Raw genomic sequence first — 16,123 nt, 5'->3', positions numbered from 1 at the left:
ATGACCAAAAGGTCAATGCCCTGCCTTTTTCATGCCACCTTGTACGCTCTGGGGGCCGCTCGCTTGTGCATGCTCAACCTGTTGCGTTCCGTTGATCCGTTGGAGACCTGCCAAAAAGGGACAGGTTTATTTTGGTAGGTTTTTCCTGCTTGAATTTGAAACATTTCGCCCGACAAGAGCGTATTTAAGGTGAGGGCCTCACCAAGAATTATTAACGTCACCGGGAGGTGATTATGGAAGAACAAGCATTTAGACAGGTGGTCGAAGACCACCGGGATGTCGTGTTTCGGATCGCGTTGACGTACCTGCGTGATCGCGCCGACGCCGACGATGTCGCTCAAGACGTCTTTCTGAAGTTACTCAAAAGCGATGCGCAATTTGAAAGCTGGGAACATCTTCGTCGATGGCTTATCCGGGTCACGATCAATGAATGCAAATCTCTCTTTCGAAAGCCATGGAGGCGTGTGGAGGATATTGAGAACCTGGCCGAGTCGCTTTCGACAGCGCAGGATGAGACCAAGGCCGTCCTGTCAGATGTCATGCGGCTTCCGGAACGATTCCGTATCCCCATCGTGCTCTATTACTATCTGGGCTTTTCGACCTCAGAGATTGCCGAGTTGTTGCATGTACCAGCCGCGACCGTTCGAACGCGTTTAGCTCGTGGTCGATCGAAGCTCAAATTCATCCTAGAGGAGGGCGACCGTGAAATCCAATCAAATCAAGCAGGCCTTCGAGTCCATCCAAGCCGATAGCAATCTTGCAGATCGCGTCCTTAATACCGCTGCGGGTGAGCCGCTTCATCGAAAGGGCCACGCGAAGCCTCTCTATGTTGCCGTAATCGGATGTCTTGTCGGAGTGTTGGCGACCGGAGGGGTCGCCTACGCAGTTATCAATTCCAGCTATTTTGCCTCAGCCTGGGGAAACCACGGCAACGGGGATTCCATTACCTGGACCAACGGCGGTTCATCGGGGACTAAATATACCTACACCAGAGAGTTTGGTGACGGGATCGCGCCCCAAAGCCTGGAGGGCGCAGTTCAGGAGGTTAATCTGTCCGTCGAGGGTAACGGCTATACGCTTGATATCCATGAGATGGCTATTGACCAAAACGGCTGCGGAGCCGTGACGTTTACGTTGTCCAATTCAAATGGCGTTAACTACTACAAGCCGGCAGCAGAGACAGGCGAACTTGTTCTCTATGGTGAAGAAGAACAAGGCATCGGCACGCCCAGCATGAACTTCGGCGAGGAATGGGCTGACACACGCTGCACAATTGATAAGGACACATCAAGCGACACGGTCATTAATGGCACGATGTACTTTGCCTCGTGGGATCGTGAGCGAGATTTGGGACATACGGTCACCTGGAATATCTGCTGGACTGAGGGCGAAGGCGAGGACGCGAAGCTGTTCGAGGCATCGACGCCCGAGTTTAGCGTTGGAGCGTACGTCGATACAAAGGAACTCCGCTCCGATGACTCGCCTCTCGAGATCAGCCCGTTTTCCATCCAGACGCACATCGATGATCTGGGCTATGAAGCAGTTGATCATAAACTGACCGTCAGCTACAAGGATGGATCGGAGCAGATTATCGAAGATGACGACGCAGGGGCGTACAATTTCTATGTTTCGATGGCACGCAATAGCGGAGAGAACATTTGGGTGCCAACGAAGTTGATTGATGTCGACCAAGTGGTTTCAGTAACGCTCGAAGGCACACGCTGCACTTCAACAGGGGGCGCCGAAACGTCGGAACCCTTTACCATCGTCTATTCGTAAGATTTGGGGCCGCTTCCTACTAGGGGAAGCGGCCTTCTTTGCGGTAAATGGGCGGTTAGACCGCACGATATTCGCCTGCATTTCTGAAGTATGCGGCAAAATCTTGATGGGTCGACCACACCGTATATGCTCAAGCGTTCTACCTGCGGGTTTGTTATCGCAAAATCCCTGTGTGCTCGGTAAGTTCATAATTTGCCGCATACTTCCGAAAACACCGTCAATCTACAGTGCTAGTGAGGTCGGATCACCGCTGGAGCGCGACGTTTCCCCAGATAAAACCGACCAAAATAAACCTGTCCCTTTTTGGCAGGTAGCGTTGTCCTGACGAGTACGTCGGATTCCCGGGCCGGGCGGCACAGGGGTTAAGTTTGTCGCGAGTTCCGCACGAGCCGGAGGCCACTTAATGTGGCCTCCGTGCGAGCCAGGACTGTAGAGCAGCAAACTTAACCCCCGCGCCGCCCGGGCCGGGAATCCGCCCAAGCGCACAGGAGGGGATTCCTTTTGTGTAGGCTTTGCGGAAATGTGCCTATTTTGGGATACGCCCGGCGGCGTGGTCTGTTGACGGCACAGCTAACGCCACGTATCCTATCGAACTGCGTGTTTCGTAGGGGGATGCTGACCCCTCGATTCAAGCCGTTGCACTTTACAGAAAGCTGGAATCATTCGAGAAGGAGTACGCTTTGCCTACTATTAACCAGCTGGTTCGCCAGGGCCGCCGTTCCGTGCCCAAGAAGTCCAAGAACGCTGCTCTGCAGCACAACTCCCAGAAGCGCGGCGTGTGCACCCGCGTCTTCACCACGAGCCCCAAGAAGCCGAACTCGGCTCTTCGTAAGGTTGCCCGTGTTCGCCTTGTCAACGGCATCGAAGTTACTGCTTACATCCCGGGTGAGGGCCACAACCTGCAGGAGCACTCCATCGTGCTCGTCCGCGGCGGTCGTGTCCGTGACCTCCCTGGTGTCCGTTATCACGTCATCCGTGGCGCCTACGACGCTGCTCCGGTCCAGAACCGTATGCAGGCCCGTTCCAAGTACGGTGCTAAGCGCCCCAAGGCTAAATAAGCCAGATAACGTTTTGATACTTTCGCCGTGTGCCGCCTAAGCGCCGCACGGTAGACACTTAAGGAGATTTCACATGCCGCGTCGTGCAGCAGCTAATCGTCGTGAGGTTCAGCCTGACGCCGTTTACAACAACCGCCTGGTGACTCAGCTCATCAACAAGGTCCTTCTTGACGGCAAGAAGGCCACCGCTGAGCGCATCGTTTACACCGCTTTCGAGATCGTTGCCGAGAAGTCTGAGGGTGGCGACGCTCTCGCTACCTTCAAGAAGGCTATGGACAACGTCAAGCCCACGCTCGAGGTTAAGCCCAAGCGTGTCGGCGGCGCTACCTATCAGGTCCCGATGGAGGTCAACTCCCGTCGTTCCACCGCTCTGGGTATCCGCTGGATCGTCAACTTCTCCCGCGCTCGCAAGGAGAAGACCATGGCCGAGCGTCTCGCCAACGAGATCCTCGACGCCTCCAACGGCCTGGGCGCTTCCGTCAAGAAGCGTGAGGACGTCTTCAAGATGGCCGAGGCCAACCGCGCGTTCTCTCACTATCGTTGGTAAGTTAAGGTAAGGAACTAACATGGCTAAGCCTAAGTACAAGCTTTCCGATACCCGTAACATCGGCATCATGGCCCACATCGATGCCGGTAAGACCACCACGACCGAGCGTATTCTTTACTACACCGGTAAGACCCACAAGATCGGTGAGGTCCATGAGGGCGCTGCCACCATGGACTGGATGGTTCAGGAGCAGGAGCGCGGCGTAACCATTACCTCCGCTGCTACCACCTGCTTCTGGAACAAGGACGGCAAGGACTACCGCATCCAGATCATCGACACCCCGGGCCACGTTGACTTCACCGCCGAGGTCGAGCGCTGCCTGCGCGTCCTCGATGGCGCTGTCGCCGTCTTCGACGCCGTTGCCGGCGTTCAGCCCCAGTCTGAGACCGTTTGGCGTCAGGCTTCTACCTTCAACGTTCCCCGCATCGCCTTCATCAACAAGTATGACCGCGTGGGCGCTGACTTCTTCAACGCTATCGAGACCATGAAGGATCGTCTCGACGCTAACGCCGTGGCCGCTCAGGTCCCGATGGGCGCCGAGGACAACTTCTGGGGCGTCATCGACCTGGTCACCATGACTGCATGGGACTTCAAGGCCGACGAGAAGGGCATGACCTACCCCGAGCCGATGGACGAGATCCCGGCTGAGTTCGCCGACATCGCTGCCACCAAGCGCGAGGAGCTCCTCGACGCTGCTGCCAGCTTTGACGACGAGCTCATGGAGAAGATCCTTATGGAGGAGGACTTCACCGTCGAGGAGCTCAAGGCTGCTCTGCGTAAGGGCGTTCTGGCCAACGAGCTCAACCTCGTCTTCGTGGGCTCCGCCTACAAGAACAAGGGCGTCCAGGAGCTGCTCGACGCTGTCGTCGACTACCTGCCCAGCCCGCTCGACGTTGAGGCCGTCACCGGTACCGATCCGGACACCGGCGAGGAGATCCAGCGTCATCCTTCCTTCGACGAGCCCTTCTCCGGCCTGGTCTTCAAGATCATGACCGACCCGTTCGTCGGTAAGCTCACCTACGTCCGCGTTTACTCCGGCCGCGCCGAGTCCGGCTCCTACGTTGTCAACGCTTCCAACGGTCAGCGCGAGCGCCTCGGCCGAATCCTCGAGATGAACGCCGCCGAGCGTATCGACCGTGACGACGCTGCCGCCGGCGACATCGTCGCTTGCGTCGGATTCAAGAACTCCACCACCGGTGACACCCTGTGCGCCGAGGGCAAGGAGATCGTCCTCGAGAAGATCGAGTTCGCTAAGCCCGTTATCGACGTTGCCATCGAGCCCAAGACCAAGGCCGAGCAGGACAAGATGTCCCTGGCTCTGACCAAGCTCGCCGAGGAGGACCCGACCTTCCAGGTGTCCACCAACCACGAGACCGGCCAGACCATCATCGCCGGCATGGGCGAGCTGCACCTCGAGATCATCGTCGACCGTCTGCTCCGCGAGTTCAAGGTCGACGCTAACGTCGGTAAGCCCCAGGTTGCCTACCGCGAGACCGCTGGTCACGACGTCGAGAAGGCTGAGGGCAAGTTCGTCCGTCAGTCCGGTGGTCGCGGTCAGTACGGCCACGCCGTCATCAAGCTCGAGAAGATGGAGGAGGGCTTCGGCTACGAGTTCGTCAACGCTATCGTCGGCGGTGTCGTGCCCAAGGAGTACATCCCGTCCATCGACAAGGGCATCCAGGAGGCCCTGAACACCGGTGTTATCGCCGGCTTCCCGGTCCTCGACGTTAAGGTCACCCTGTTCGACGGTTCTTACCACGAGGTCGACTCCTCCGAGGCCGCCTTCAAGATCGCCGGTTCCATGGCTATCAAGGACGCCCTCAAGAAGTCCGACCCGCAGCTGCTCGAGCCGATCATGGCTGTCGAGGTCGAGACCCCCGAGCAGTACATGGGCGACGTCATGGGCAACCTCTCCGGTCGCCGCGGCAAGATCGAGGGCATGGAGGATCGCAAGAACAGCAAGCTCATCCGCGCCAAGGTGCCGCTGGGCGAGATGTTCGGTTACGCTACCGACCTTCGCTCCCAGACCCAGGGCCGTGCATCCTACACGATGCAGTTCGACTCTTATGAGCCCGCGCCCAAGTCCATCGTGGACGAGGTCATGAGCAAGAACGCCTAAGTTCGAGCTCCCTGTTACGTAATCCGCGAGAACATCTCTCGCACTCTTTGGAGGTTTAAGTTGGCTACCCAGAAGATCCGCATTCGCCTCAAGGGCTATGATCACGAGGTCGTCGATCAGTCCGCGAAGCTCATCGTCGAGACCGCTCAGAAGACCGGTGCTCGCGTTTCCGGTCCTGTCCCCCTGCCCACCGAGCGCAACCTGTACACGGTTATCCGCTCGCCGCACGTGAACAAGGACTCCCGTGAGCAGTTCGAGATGCGCACCCACAAGCGCCTCATCGACATCCTCGACCCCACCTCGGGCACTGTTGATTCGCTCATGCGTCTCGACCTCCCCGCTGGCGTCGACATCGACATCAAGCTCTAAGCGATATCGCTCATAGCTTACAGAGCCCCGTTGCCATTACGGTAGCGGGGCTCTTTTGTTTTGCATGATGGGTTTTGACCGCCTGGTAATGCTGCTGAGTAGGTGGCTGCGGCGCCCTATTCGCCCAAGGGGCGCAGCGACGCCTCCTCAAAATGGAAGGATCGCAAGCCGTCTTCCGTTTCGATACGCGCGCGTCCAAAGTTATCGACGGTTTTAAAGATGCCTCGCGCCAGTTCGTCTCCAGCGGGGGAGCGGGCGATAACGTGCTCCCCGATCCAATTGAGGTGAGCGACATATTCGCCGTGGACGGGCGCGAGCGGTCCGGTGTTTTCTTCCATGGCGTTGAGGCGTTCTGCCCAGGCATCTACAGCGTCTATAACTGCGTGATAGACCTCATCGAGGAGCATGTCGACAGCAGGAACGTTCTCGTTAAGGTCCGAGAGACCGATTGCCGGCAGGCCGCCATCAGGCATCTCTTGGGGCGCATAGTTCACATTGACACCAATGCCGCAGACGGCGAAAGGTTTGCCTTCGTTATCGCGTGCGGCCTCGACCAGAATGCCGCCGAGTTTGCGTCCACGCGCGACCAGGTCGTTGGGCCATTTGAGGCCAATCTCGTTTGCAAGACCCTGTTTTTCGAGCGCCTCGAGCACCGCTAGGCCGCTGACGGCGGCAAGACCAGAGTACTTCGCAGGATTAACGCATGGACGCAGGGCAATCGAAAGCAATAGGTTGCCGGCGGTTGAATCCCACTTGTGGCCGCGCCGGCCGCGTCCTGCTGTCTGAGCCCGGGCGGCAAGTCCCGTGCCATGCGGCGCTCCCTGTTTACCTGCTTCGAGCAGGTCATCGTTGGTCGATCCGGTTACGTCGACTATCGTTAATTTGGCATCCATAACGGCTGCTACCTCCTTAATGAATAAGTGAATAACGTAATGGTGTCGAGAGGCAGACACAATGTGAAGCCTTTGTCGCATTTGGACAATTTAATGTTAACACGTCAACAACGACTGAAATGCGCTATCCTCTCTTGGTCGATGTAAACACGTCAACAACTCAAAGGAGGTTAGTGATGGGTTTCACGATTCTTGGAACAGGCTCGGCGCTTCCCAAGCGCAGTGTTTCCAATGACGAGCTGTCCGAGTTCCTCGATACCTCGGATGAGTGGATTTTTACCCGCACAGGTATTAAGAGTCGCCACGTCTGTACCACCGAGTCACTTGACGACCTTGCCGTAGCGGCGAGCGAGCGGGCACTTCAGGTGTCCGGAATCGACGCGAGCCAGCTGGATTTGATCGTCTGCTCGACGACGACGGGTGACCACCTTGTTCCCGCCGAGGCGTGTGCCGTTGCTGAGCGACTGGGCGCGACGTGCCCTGCCTTCGATGTCTCGGCTGCCTGCGCCGGCTTCGTATTTGCGCTCGATGTTGCCGAGGGCTATATCGCCCGAGGACGAGCCAAGCATGTGCTTGTCGTTGCCGCCGAGCAGATGACGCGCGCGCTCGACTGGACCGACCGCGCCACCTGTGTGCTCTTTGGCGATGGGGCAGGCGCCGCGGTGATTGAGGCTGGGGGAGACAGCCCCCTTGCCGTTGAGCTTTCGACGGCGCCCAACGTCGAGACGTTGTGCGTTCCCGGTCTGGTCGGCACCTCGCCGTTTAAGGCCTCCGCAGATAGCGAGAGCGTGCTGTCCATGAATGGCCGCCGCGTGTTCAAGTTCGGCGTCAACGCGATTTGCGACACGGTCCATAAGCTTGCGAGCGATGCGGGCATTTCGGTCGAGGACATCGACCATTTTGTATTCCATCAGGCTAACGAACGAATCCTGAGTCAGGCGGTCAAGCGCCTCGGTGTGCCAGACAAGCGCGTGGTTCGAACGCTGCGCGAGACCGGCAACATTTCGAGCGCATGCATTCCGCTTGCCCTCGACCGGCTGGCAAACGCCGGTGCACTTCACACGGGCGACACCATCGCCCTCGTTGGATTTGGCGCCGGTCTGGATATAGGTGGCTATCTACTTCGTTGGAAGTAGTCGCACATAGGAAATAAAAACGCCCCTAGGGCACAAACAAAGGAGAACTACCATGGCAGATCAGAAGACCTTCGAGCGCGTTTGCGATGTTATCCGCGAGACCGCCGGTCTTGACGACGTCGAGATGAAGCCCGAGTCCACGCTCGAGGAGATTGGTCTCGACAGTCTGGGCACCGTCGAGATCCTCGTCGCCGTTGAGGACGAGTTTGGCATCCAGCTCGATACCGAGGAGAACCCCAAGACGGTCGGCGAGTTCGCCGATACGGTCGAGGCGGCATTGGAGAAGTAGAGATGCTCAAGACTCCTCTCTGCGATCTGCTCGGCATCGAAAAGCCCGTGTTCCAGGGCGGTATGGCCTGGATCGCCGACGCCTCGCTGGCGTCCGCAGTGTCCGAGGCGGGCGGCTTAGGGATTATCGCGGCCATGAACGCCGACGCCAACTGGCTGCGCGACCAGATTCATGAGCTGCGCGCCAGGACGGATAAGCCCTTTGGCGTCAATGTCATGCTCATGAGCCCGTTTGCCGACGAGGTCGCGCGGGTCGTGATTGACGAGCGGGTGCCGGTCGTCGTGACGGGTGCCGGCAATCCCACCAAGTACATGAAGGCGTGGAACGAGGCGGGCATCAAGGTCATCCCGGTCGTTGCCTCGGTGGCGCTGGCGCGCCTCGTGGCGCGTCGTGGAGCCACTGCCGTGGTTGCCGAGGGTACCGAATCAGGCGGCCATATTGGCGAGACCTCGACGATGGCACTGGTGCCGCAGGTTGTCGATGCGGTCGATATTCCCGTGGTTGCGGCTGGCGGTATCGCCGATGGCCGCGGCGTGGCGGCCGCCTTTATGCTGGGCGCCGCCGGCGTGCAGGTGGGTACGCGCTTTCTGATCGCAGATGAGTGCACCGTATCGGAGCAGTACAAGGAGATGGTCCTGAAGGCCAACGACACCTCGACGCGTGCGACCGGCCGCTCGACGGGACACCCGGTGCGTGCCCTCAAGAGCCCCTTCACCAACGCCTACGCCAAGAGCGAGGCGGCGGGCGTAAGCGTCGAGGAGCTCGGGGCCATGGGCACGGGCGCCCTTCGCAAGGCCGCCAAGGACGGCAATTACGAAGAGGGCTCGTTTTTGTGTGGACAGATTGCCGGCATGGTCAACGAGCGCCAAAGTGCACGTGAAATCGTTGACGACCTGGTCGATGGCGCCGAGCACGTCCTGAAGGGTGCGTGCGCATGGGTGGCGTAGCGTTTCTGTTTGCCGGCCAGGGCGCCCAGCACCCCGCGATGGGCGTCGACCTGATCGAGGCATCGCCGGCCGCCGCCGAGGTGTTCGCCATTGCCGACGAGGTGCGCCCGGGGACCAGTGAGCAGTGCCGAAGCGCCTCCAAGGAGGAACTCTCGCAGACCGAGAACACGCAGCCGTGCGTGTTCGTTCACGATCTGGCAGCGGCTGCCGCCCTGCGTGAGCGCGGCGTGGTACCTGCCGCCTGTGCGGGTTTTTCGCTTGGCGAGGTCGCCGCGCTCACCTTTGCGGGGGCGTTCGATACGCGAGCGGGCTTTGAGCTCGTGTGCGAGCGCGCGGCGCTGATGGCCGCGGCTGCCGAGCGCCATCCGGGCGGCATGCGCGCCGTCATCAAGCTCGATGCGGCGCAAGTCGAGAACCTGGCAAAACAGGCCGGCGAGGACTGCTGGCCGGTCAACTACAACAGTCCGCAGCAGACGGTTGTTGCCGGAGCGCCCGAGGCGCTGCAGGAGCTCGACGTCCTAGTAAAAGAGGCTGGCGGCCGCGCTATGAAAGTCGCGGTGTCGGGCGCATTTCATAGCCCCTATATGGCCGAGGCGACTGAGGGGCTGGCGACGTATATCCAAGCCGGCCACGCGCCGTCACCGCTGCTGATTCCGGTCATGGCAAACATGACGGCGGCGCCCTATCCGGCGGACCCGCGAGCGGCATCGGATGTCTTGGCCAATCAGGTGAGTCATGCCGTTCGTTGGGTCGACACGCTGCATGCTCTGCAGAATCAGGGCATCGACACGTTTATTGAGGTCGGCCCTGGCAAAACGCTGTCGGGCCTGGCCAAGCGTACGCTGAGCGACGTTCGCGTGTATTCGTGCGAAACGGCCGAGCAGGTCGCAGCTATTGCCGACGAGCTCGCATAGTCCACAGGGCTGTAACCCGAAAGGAATGACATGGGCAACTTGAACAACGGCGCGCTCGAGCGCAACGACTCAAGTCGCGTGGCACTGGTCACGGGCGGCTCGCGGGGTATCGGCCGCGCCTGCGCTGTCGGTCTGGCGGAGGACGGCTTTGATATCGCCGTCGTCTATGCCGGCAGCGTCGATGCGGCGCGCAAGACGTGCGAAGCCTGTGAGGCGGTTGGCGCCACGGCACGCGCATATCAATGCGACGTGGCCGATCCCGCTGCTGTCAACGCGTGCGTGGAAGCGGTCCTCAACGACTTTGGTTCCATTTGGGCGCTCGTCAACAACGCCGGCATCACCCGCGATGGCCTGCTCATGCGCATGGGCGATGACGCATTCGATCGCGTGCTCGATGTCAATCTCAAGGGAACATTCAATATGACGCGCGCGCTCACCAAGACCTTTATGCGCCAGCGCGGCGGTTGCGTCGTCAACATGAGCTCGGTCGTGGGCCTGATGGGCAATGCCGGGCAAGCCAACTACGCTGCTTCCAAGGCGGGCGTGATAGGGCTTACCAAGGCGGTGGCGCGCGAGCTTGCGCCTCGTGGCGTACGAGCGAACGCGGTCGCCCCCGGGTTTGTCGAGACAGATATGACGGCAAAGCTCTCGGAGAAGGTGCGTACGGCAACCGAGGAACAGATTCCCCTTAAGCGCATGGCACGTCCCGAGGAAGTGGCCGGCGTGGTGCGCTTTTTAGCGAGCGATGCGGCTGCTTACATTACGGGCGAGGTCGTGCGCGTCGACGGCGGAATGGCGATGTAGAAACCAGGGCCGAAGAACGGCTTGGATGAGGAGACCATGATGGAACAGAGAGTTGCAATCACCGGCATCGGTGCCGTATCGCCGCTCGGCAACACCGCGCTTGCCACCTGGGCGGCCATGTGCGCCGGGACCTGTGGCATCGGCCCGATCACGCACTTCGATACCGATGCGTTTACCGTCAAGGTGGCGGCCGAAGTCAAGGGCTTTGACGGCAACGAGTACTTTGGCAAGCGTGACGCCAAGCATCTGGACCCCTGCGTTCAGTTTGCGATGGCGGCTTCGGACGAGGCAATGCACGATGCGGGCTTTGATGTCGAAGGCGCCATCGATCGTGAGCGCCTGGGCGTCTACGTGGGCTCGGGCGTGGGCGGCATGACGACGCTCGTCGACAACGTCCACACGATCGCCGATCGTGGACCTCGCCGCGCATCGCCCTATATGATTGCGATGATGATCCCCAACATGGCTTCGGGCAATATCGCGATCCGCCACAAGGCAAAGGGACCGACCCTGCCAGTCGTGACTGCTTGCGCGACCTCGGCCCATGCGGTGGGCGAGGCGTTCCGCGCCATCAAGCACGGCTATGCCGACGCGATCCTCGCGGGCGGCGCCGAGGCGGCCATTATCCCCGATGCCGTTGCAGGCTTTACGTCCTGCCGCGCATTGACCACCAACCCCGATCCTGCGACGGCTTGCCGCCCGTTCGATGCAGACCGCGACGGCTTTGTGATGGGCGAGGGCGCTTGCGTGCTGGTACTCGAGAGCATGGAACATGCGCAGGCGCGCGGTGCGCACATTTATGCCGAGGTCGTGGGCTACGGCAACACCGATGATGCTTATCACATCACGAGTCCCGATCCCGAGGCTGCCGGCATTGCCCGCGCGATATCGCTGGCGGTGGCCGAGGGCGACGTCAAGCCTTCCGAGGGCCTCTACATCAATGCCCACGGCACCTCGACCAAGCTTAATGATTCGTCCGAGACGGCGGGCATTAAGCGAGCGCTCGGCGAGGACGCGGCGCGCGCCGCACATGTCTCGTCGACCAAGTCGATGACGGGGCACATGATCGGTGCCACGGGGGCCATTGAGGTCATGGCCTGCGCCATGGCACTCGAGCAGGGCGTGGTGCCGCCGACCATTAACTACCACACGCCCGATTCCGCCTGCGATCTTGATTACACGCCCAATCGCGCGGTTCGCGCCGACCTTACCTGGGCGCTTTCGACCAACCTGGGCTTTGGCGGGCACAACGCCGCCATCGCGCTGCGTAGATATACGAGGAGCTAGAGCATGGATTCCAAAAGACTTGCCGAGATAGCCGATGTGATGGAGGACCGCGGCCTCACGCGCGTACGCGTTGAGGAGCCCGATGGCACCGCGGTCGAACTCGAGCGCGCGAGTGTGGCGCAGCCGGTTGCCGTGCCCATGCCTATGCCGAGCGCCATGGCCGCTCAAGTTGCAGCTCCCACAGTCGCGCCTGCCGCACCGGAACCCGCCACGCAGACACCTGCCGCCGCGCCGGAGCCCAAGGGCACCGAGGTGACTGCTCCCATGGTGGGCGTCTTCTATGCTGCCCCTGCGCCGGGCGACGAGCCATTTGTGCGCGTGGGCTCCAAGGTCAAGGCCGGCGAGACCCTCTGCATCATCGAGGCCATGAAGGTTCTCAACGAGGTGACGGCCGAGGCAGACGGTGAGGTGCTCGAGATCTGCGTGGCCGACGGCGACCTCGTGGAGTTTGGCAGCTGCCTCATGAGGATCGGATAGGTGATATCCATGAACAAAGAAGAGCTCAAGAAGCTGTTACCGCATCGCGAGCCGATGCTTTTGCTCGACGAAGCCGAGCTGGTGGGCGACGAGGCCCACGGCAAGATCACGATTACAGGCGACGAGTACTTTTTGCAGGGACATTTTCCGGGAAACCCGGTCGTTCCCGGCGTGATTCAGTGCGAGATGCTCGCCCAGAACTGCTGCGTGCTGCTGATGGGCGATGAGGAGGCGCGCGGCGCGACGCCGTTCTACACGAGTCTGGACAAGGTGCGCTTTAAGCGTCCGGTGCGCCCGGGCGACACGGTGGATCTAGTGTGCTCCATCACGCGTGCGCGCGGGCCGTTCCGCTTTGCGACGGGTACTGCGAGCGTCAACGGTGAGGTTTGCTGCCGCGCCGATATGTCTTTTGCACTCATGCACGAAAGTTAAGGAAGGCTCCATGTTCGACAAAGTGCTCATCGCCAACCGCGGCGAAGTCGCGGTCCGTGTTATCCGCGCGTGCCGCGATATGGGCATCAAGACCGTCGCCGTTTATTCCACGGCCGATGCGGACGCGCTACACGTGCAGCTTGCCGACGAGGCGTATTGCATCGGCGGCCCGCGTCTTGCCGAGAGCTACCTCAACGACGATGCCGTGCTCACCTGTGCCGTAAAGTCGGGAGCTAAGGCAATTCATCCCGGCTATGGCTTCTTTTCCGAGAAGGCGAGCTTCGTGCGCGATTGCGACAAGTTCGGTCTGGCGTTTGTCGGTCCTTCGGCCGAGGTGATCGACAGCATGGGCGACAAGGACGCCGCACGCCGAACGGCCGCTGCTGCGGGCGTGCCCATCGTGCCGGGCTGCGATTTGCTCAAAAGCCCCGAGGAGGCGACGGCCGAGGCCGAGCGCATCGGCTGCCCCGTGCTTATTAAGGCGCGCGCGGGCGGCGGCGGTCGCGGTATTCGCAAGGTCGAGCGCGTGGAAGATGCGGCAAAGGCGTTCATCGAGGCGCGTGCCGAGGGTGAGGCCGTTTTTGGTGACGGCGAGTGCTACATGGAGAAGTTCGTTGCGCCGGCGCATCACGTTGAGGTACAGATTATGGCCGATAAGCAGGGCCATGTGTTTTCACTCGGCGAGCGCGAGTGCTCGGTGCAGCGCCGCAACCAAAAGCTGATCGAGGAGAGTCCCGCGCCGTGCCTCGACGGACGCGACGATATTCGTGCCCGTATGCACAAGGCGGCGCGCGACTTGGCTCGTGCCGTCGGTTATGAGGGCGCTGGCACCATCGAGTTTCTGTACTCGGACGACGGCAATTTCTACTTTATGGAAATGAACACGCGCTTGCAGGTGGAGCATCCGGTTACAGAGTTTGTAACCGATACCGACTTGGTCAAGTGGCAGCTGCGCGTGGCAGCCGGCCAGCCTCTGCCCTTTGAGCAGGAGGACATGCCGGTGCGCAACCACGCCATGGAGTGCCGCATCAATGCCGAAACGCCGGACTTTCTGCCGTCGTGCGGAACGGTCACCGCGTTGCGTGTGCCGGGTGGTCCGCGCGTGCGCTGGGATTCCGCCATGTTTACCGGAGCGAAAGTTCCGCCGTACTACGACTCCATGCTCGGCAAGCTCATCGTGTGCGCGCCCACGCGTGACGGTGCCATTCGCAAGATGCGCTCGGCCCTGGGCGAGCTCGTGATTGAGGGCGTGAGCGAAAATAGCGAGCTTCAGCTCGACGTGCTGGCAAACGACGAGTTTTTGTCGGGCATGTATCACACCGATCTGATGGGGCATCTCTATGCTGATGAATAGAAAAGCGAAGACGGTCAATGTCCTTGAGGGGCCGATAACCGAGTCGTGCGCCGAGTTCCCCGCGCGCCACGTGTTTGTCAAATGCCCGGAGTGCCGCCGTGTGATCGATGAGGCGCGCCTGCACGACAACCTCGAGGTCTGCCCTCGTTGCGGCAAACACTTTCGCGTGAGCGGTCGCGCGCGCATGCGCATGACGGTCGACGCGGGTACCTTTGAGGAATGGGATGCCAATCTGGCGTCGAAGGACTTCCTCTCGTTTCCCGGTTATGCCGACAAGCTTAAGAGCGTGAGCGAGCGTTCGGGCGAGCGCGATGCCGTTGTGTGCGGCAGGGGCAAAATCTGCGGTTGCGATACCGCGCTCTTCTTTATGGATGCCAACTTTATGATGGGCTCGATGGGTTCTGTGGTGGGCGAAAAGATCTGTCGCACATTTGAGCGTGCGACCGAGCTGGGATTGCCAGTCGTCGGCTTTACCGTTTCGGGCGGTGCGCGCATGCAAGAGGGCGTGACCTCGCTTATGCAGATGGCCAAGATTTCTGCGGCGGTTAGGCGCCACAGCGAGGCGGGCGGCCTGTATATCACGGTGCTCACCGACCCCACGACCGGAGGCGTAACCGCGAGCTTTGCCATGGAGGGCGACATTATCCTGGCCGAGCCCGATGCCCTGACGGCATTTGCCGGCCCGCGCGTGATCGAGCAGAACATGCACAAGCGCCTGCCCAAGGGATTCCAGCGCTCCGAGTTTTTGCTGGAGCACGGCTTTTGCGATGCCGTTGTTCCGCGTGGCGAGATTGCGCTCACGGTAGGCGAGTTGCTGGCGCTGCACGAAGGGCACGCGCCCGGCTTGGGGGCACCGCATGAAATCGTGCATACGGGTCGCCGCGGCAAAAAGCTGGGACACTTGTTTAAGCGCTCGGCGGCACCAAAAACCGCGCTCGAGATTGTCAAGCAGACCCGCTCGGCAGATCGCGCCACGGCGGGTGAGATGATCTCGCTGGGCCTGGATGGATTTGTGGAGCTGCACGGCGACCGTTACTTTGGCGACGACGCCGCTGTGTTGGCTGGCATTGGCTGGAAAGACGGACGCCCCGTAACGGTCATCGCCATCGAGCGCGGCACCACGACCAAAGAGCGTATGCGCCGCAACTTTGGCATGGCGCATCCCGAGGGCTACCGCAAAGCGCGTCGCCTTATGCGCCAGGCCGAAAAGTTTGGTCGACCGGTTCTGTGCCTGGTCGATACCTCGGGCGCGTTTTGCGGCATCGGTGCCGAGGAGCGCGGCCAGGGTGAGGCGATCGCCCGGAATCTCATGGAGATGAGCGGCCTTAAGACGCCGATTGTCTCGGTGGTGACGGGCGAGGGCGGCTCTGGTGGCGCGCTGGCGCTGTCCGTGGCCGACCGCATCCTGATGCTCTCGAGCTCGGCCTATTCGGTCGTGAGCCCCGAGGCCTGTGCGTCGATCCTGTGGAAGGATACCGAGCGCGCGGATGAGGCCGCCGAGGCGCTGAAGCTCACGGCCCCCGATCTGTTGGCGCTCGGCATCATCGACGGCATTGTTGACGATAGGGGCCTGTCGCATGAGGAGATCGCCGGTGCCGTCATGTCCTCGGCATTTGATGCCTTCGATACGCTTGGGCAGCTCGACGACGCCACCCTCACAAACCTCCGCTACGAAAAGTACCGCACAATCGGTCAGTACCGCACGATGTGACAAAGGA

Annotated in this window: 17 protein-coding genes; 16 read left to right on the top strand and 1 reads right to left on the bottom strand. The window is 60.7% G+C overall.

Annotated features, from left to right (window positions below; translation table 11 throughout):
* The first annotated feature begins 233 nt into the window (after positions 1–233).
* The 6 genes from DXC99_RS03180 (at position 234) to rpsJ (ending at position 5,872) form a co-directional block, all read left to right on the top strand.
* Positions 234–752 (top strand): RNA polymerase sigma factor, encoded by a 519-nt coding sequence (locus DXC99_RS03180; protein ID WP_233505656.1) that lies wholly within the window; start codon positions 234–236, stop codon positions 750–752.
* Positions 703–1,779 carry a DUF4179 domain-containing protein gene (locus DXC99_RS03175; protein WP_117629233.1) on the top strand — a complete coding sequence of 359 codons (1,077 nt, stop codon included), beginning with the start codon at positions 703–705 and terminating at the stop codon, positions 1,777–1,779. Before DXC99_RS03180 ends, DXC99_RS03175 begins: the two co-directional genes overlap by 50 nt.
* 680 nt (positions 1,780–2,459) lie before the next feature.
* Positions 2,460–2,837: a 30S ribosomal protein S12 gene (gene rpsL / locus DXC99_RS03170; RefSeq protein WP_006235012.1), complete on the top strand. Its 378-nt coding sequence runs from the start codon at positions 2,460–2,462 to the stop codon at positions 2,835–2,837.
* Positions 2,838–2,910: 73 nt separating this feature from the next.
* Positions 2,911–3,384 (top strand): 30S ribosomal protein S7, encoded by a 474-nt coding sequence (gene rpsG / locus DXC99_RS03165; RefSeq protein ID WP_006235013.1) that lies wholly within the window; start codon positions 2,911–2,913, stop codon positions 3,382–3,384.
* Between the two features lie 19 nt (positions 3,385–3,403).
* Complete coding sequence (gene fusA / locus DXC99_RS03160; RefSeq protein WP_022094183.1) at positions 3,404–5,503, top strand: elongation factor G; 2,100 nt, start codon at positions 3,404–3,406, stop codon at positions 5,501–5,503.
* Between the two features lie 60 nt (positions 5,504–5,563).
* On the top strand, positions 5,564–5,872 hold the full coding sequence (gene rpsJ / locus DXC99_RS03155; protein ID WP_022094184.1) for a 30S ribosomal protein S10: 309 nt from the start codon (positions 5,564–5,566) through the stop codon (positions 5,870–5,872).
* A gap of 116 nt (positions 5,873–5,988) precedes the next feature.
* Here the strand turns inward: rpsJ and DXC99_RS03150 are convergent, their stop codons facing one another.
* A complete protein-coding gene (locus DXC99_RS03150) occupies positions 5,989–6,765 on the bottom strand; it encodes a biotin--[acetyl-CoA-carboxylase] ligase (protein WP_158551624.1) in 777 nt (258 codons plus the stop codon).
* Positions 6,766–6,941: 176 nt separating this feature from the next.
* On the opposite strand from DXC99_RS03150, the gene DXC99_RS03145 reads away from it, so the two are divergent.
* The 10 genes from DXC99_RS03145 to accD are packed head-to-tail and all read left to right on the top strand — an operon-like array spanning position 6,942 to position 16,116.
* Positions 6,942–7,901 carry a beta-ketoacyl-ACP synthase III gene (locus DXC99_RS03145; protein WP_117629231.1) on the top strand — a complete coding sequence of 320 codons (960 nt, stop codon included), beginning with the start codon at positions 6,942–6,944 and terminating at the stop codon, positions 7,899–7,901.
* 52 nt (positions 7,902–7,953) lie between these two features.
* Complete coding sequence (locus DXC99_RS03140) at positions 7,954–8,190, top strand: acyl carrier protein (RefSeq protein ID WP_006235019.1); 237 nt, start codon at positions 7,954–7,956, stop codon at positions 8,188–8,190.
* A 2-nt stretch (positions 8,191–8,192) separates the two neighbouring features.
* On the top strand, positions 8,193–9,137 hold the full coding sequence (fabK, locus tag DXC99_RS03135; protein ID WP_117563768.1) for an enoyl-[acyl-carrier-protein] reductase FabK: 945 nt from the start codon (positions 8,193–8,195) through the stop codon (positions 9,135–9,137).
* Positions 9,125–10,051 (top strand): ACP S-malonyltransferase, encoded by a 927-nt coding sequence (locus DXC99_RS03130; protein WP_117629230.1) that lies wholly within the window; start codon positions 9,125–9,127, stop codon positions 10,049–10,051. The genes fabK and DXC99_RS03130 overlap by 13 nt, the downstream gene beginning before the upstream one ends.
* Before the next feature lie 30 nt (positions 10,052–10,081).
* Entirely contained in the window at positions 10,082–10,855 is a 774-nt protein-coding gene (gene fabG, locus DXC99_RS03125) for a 3-oxoacyl-[acyl-carrier-protein] reductase (RefSeq protein ID WP_117629229.1), read from the top strand.
* 39 nt (positions 10,856–10,894) lie between these two features.
* Positions 10,895–12,142 carry a beta-ketoacyl-ACP synthase II gene (gene fabF / locus DXC99_RS03120; protein ID WP_117629228.1) on the top strand — a complete coding sequence of 416 codons (1,248 nt, stop codon included), beginning with the start codon at positions 10,895–10,897 and terminating at the stop codon, positions 12,140–12,142.
* A gap of 3 nt (positions 12,143–12,145) precedes the next feature.
* Positions 12,146–12,619, top strand: a complete 474-nt coding sequence (accB, locus tag DXC99_RS03115; RefSeq protein ID WP_117629227.1) for an acetyl-CoA carboxylase biotin carboxyl carrier protein — start codon at positions 12,146–12,148, stop codon at positions 12,617–12,619.
* Positions 12,620–12,628: 9 nt separating this feature from the next.
* Complete coding sequence (gene fabZ / locus DXC99_RS03110; protein WP_099432064.1) at positions 12,629–13,051, top strand: 3-hydroxyacyl-ACP dehydratase FabZ; 423 nt, start codon at positions 12,629–12,631, stop codon at positions 13,049–13,051.
* Positions 13,052–13,061: 10 nt separating this feature from the next.
* Positions 13,062–14,405 (top strand): acetyl/propionyl/methylcrotonyl-CoA carboxylase subunit alpha, encoded by a 1,344-nt coding sequence (locus DXC99_RS03105; protein ID WP_117629226.1) that lies wholly within the window; start codon positions 13,062–13,064, stop codon positions 14,403–14,405.
* Positions 14,392–16,116: an acetyl-CoA carboxylase, carboxyltransferase subunit beta gene (gene accD / locus DXC99_RS03100; protein WP_117629225.1), complete on the top strand. Its 1,725-nt coding sequence runs from the start codon at positions 14,392–14,394 to the stop codon at positions 16,114–16,116. Before DXC99_RS03105 ends, accD begins: the two co-directional genes overlap by 14 nt.
* The last annotated feature ends 7 nt before the right edge of the window (positions 16,117–16,123 follow it).

The organism is Collinsella sp. TF10-11AT (assembly GCF_003437565.1).
Lineage (GTDB): Bacteria > Actinomycetota > Coriobacteriia > Coriobacteriales > Coriobacteriaceae > Collinsella.
The sequence above is the reverse complement of the archived record's forward strand: the minus strand, read 5'-3'. Positions and strand labels throughout refer to the sequence as shown.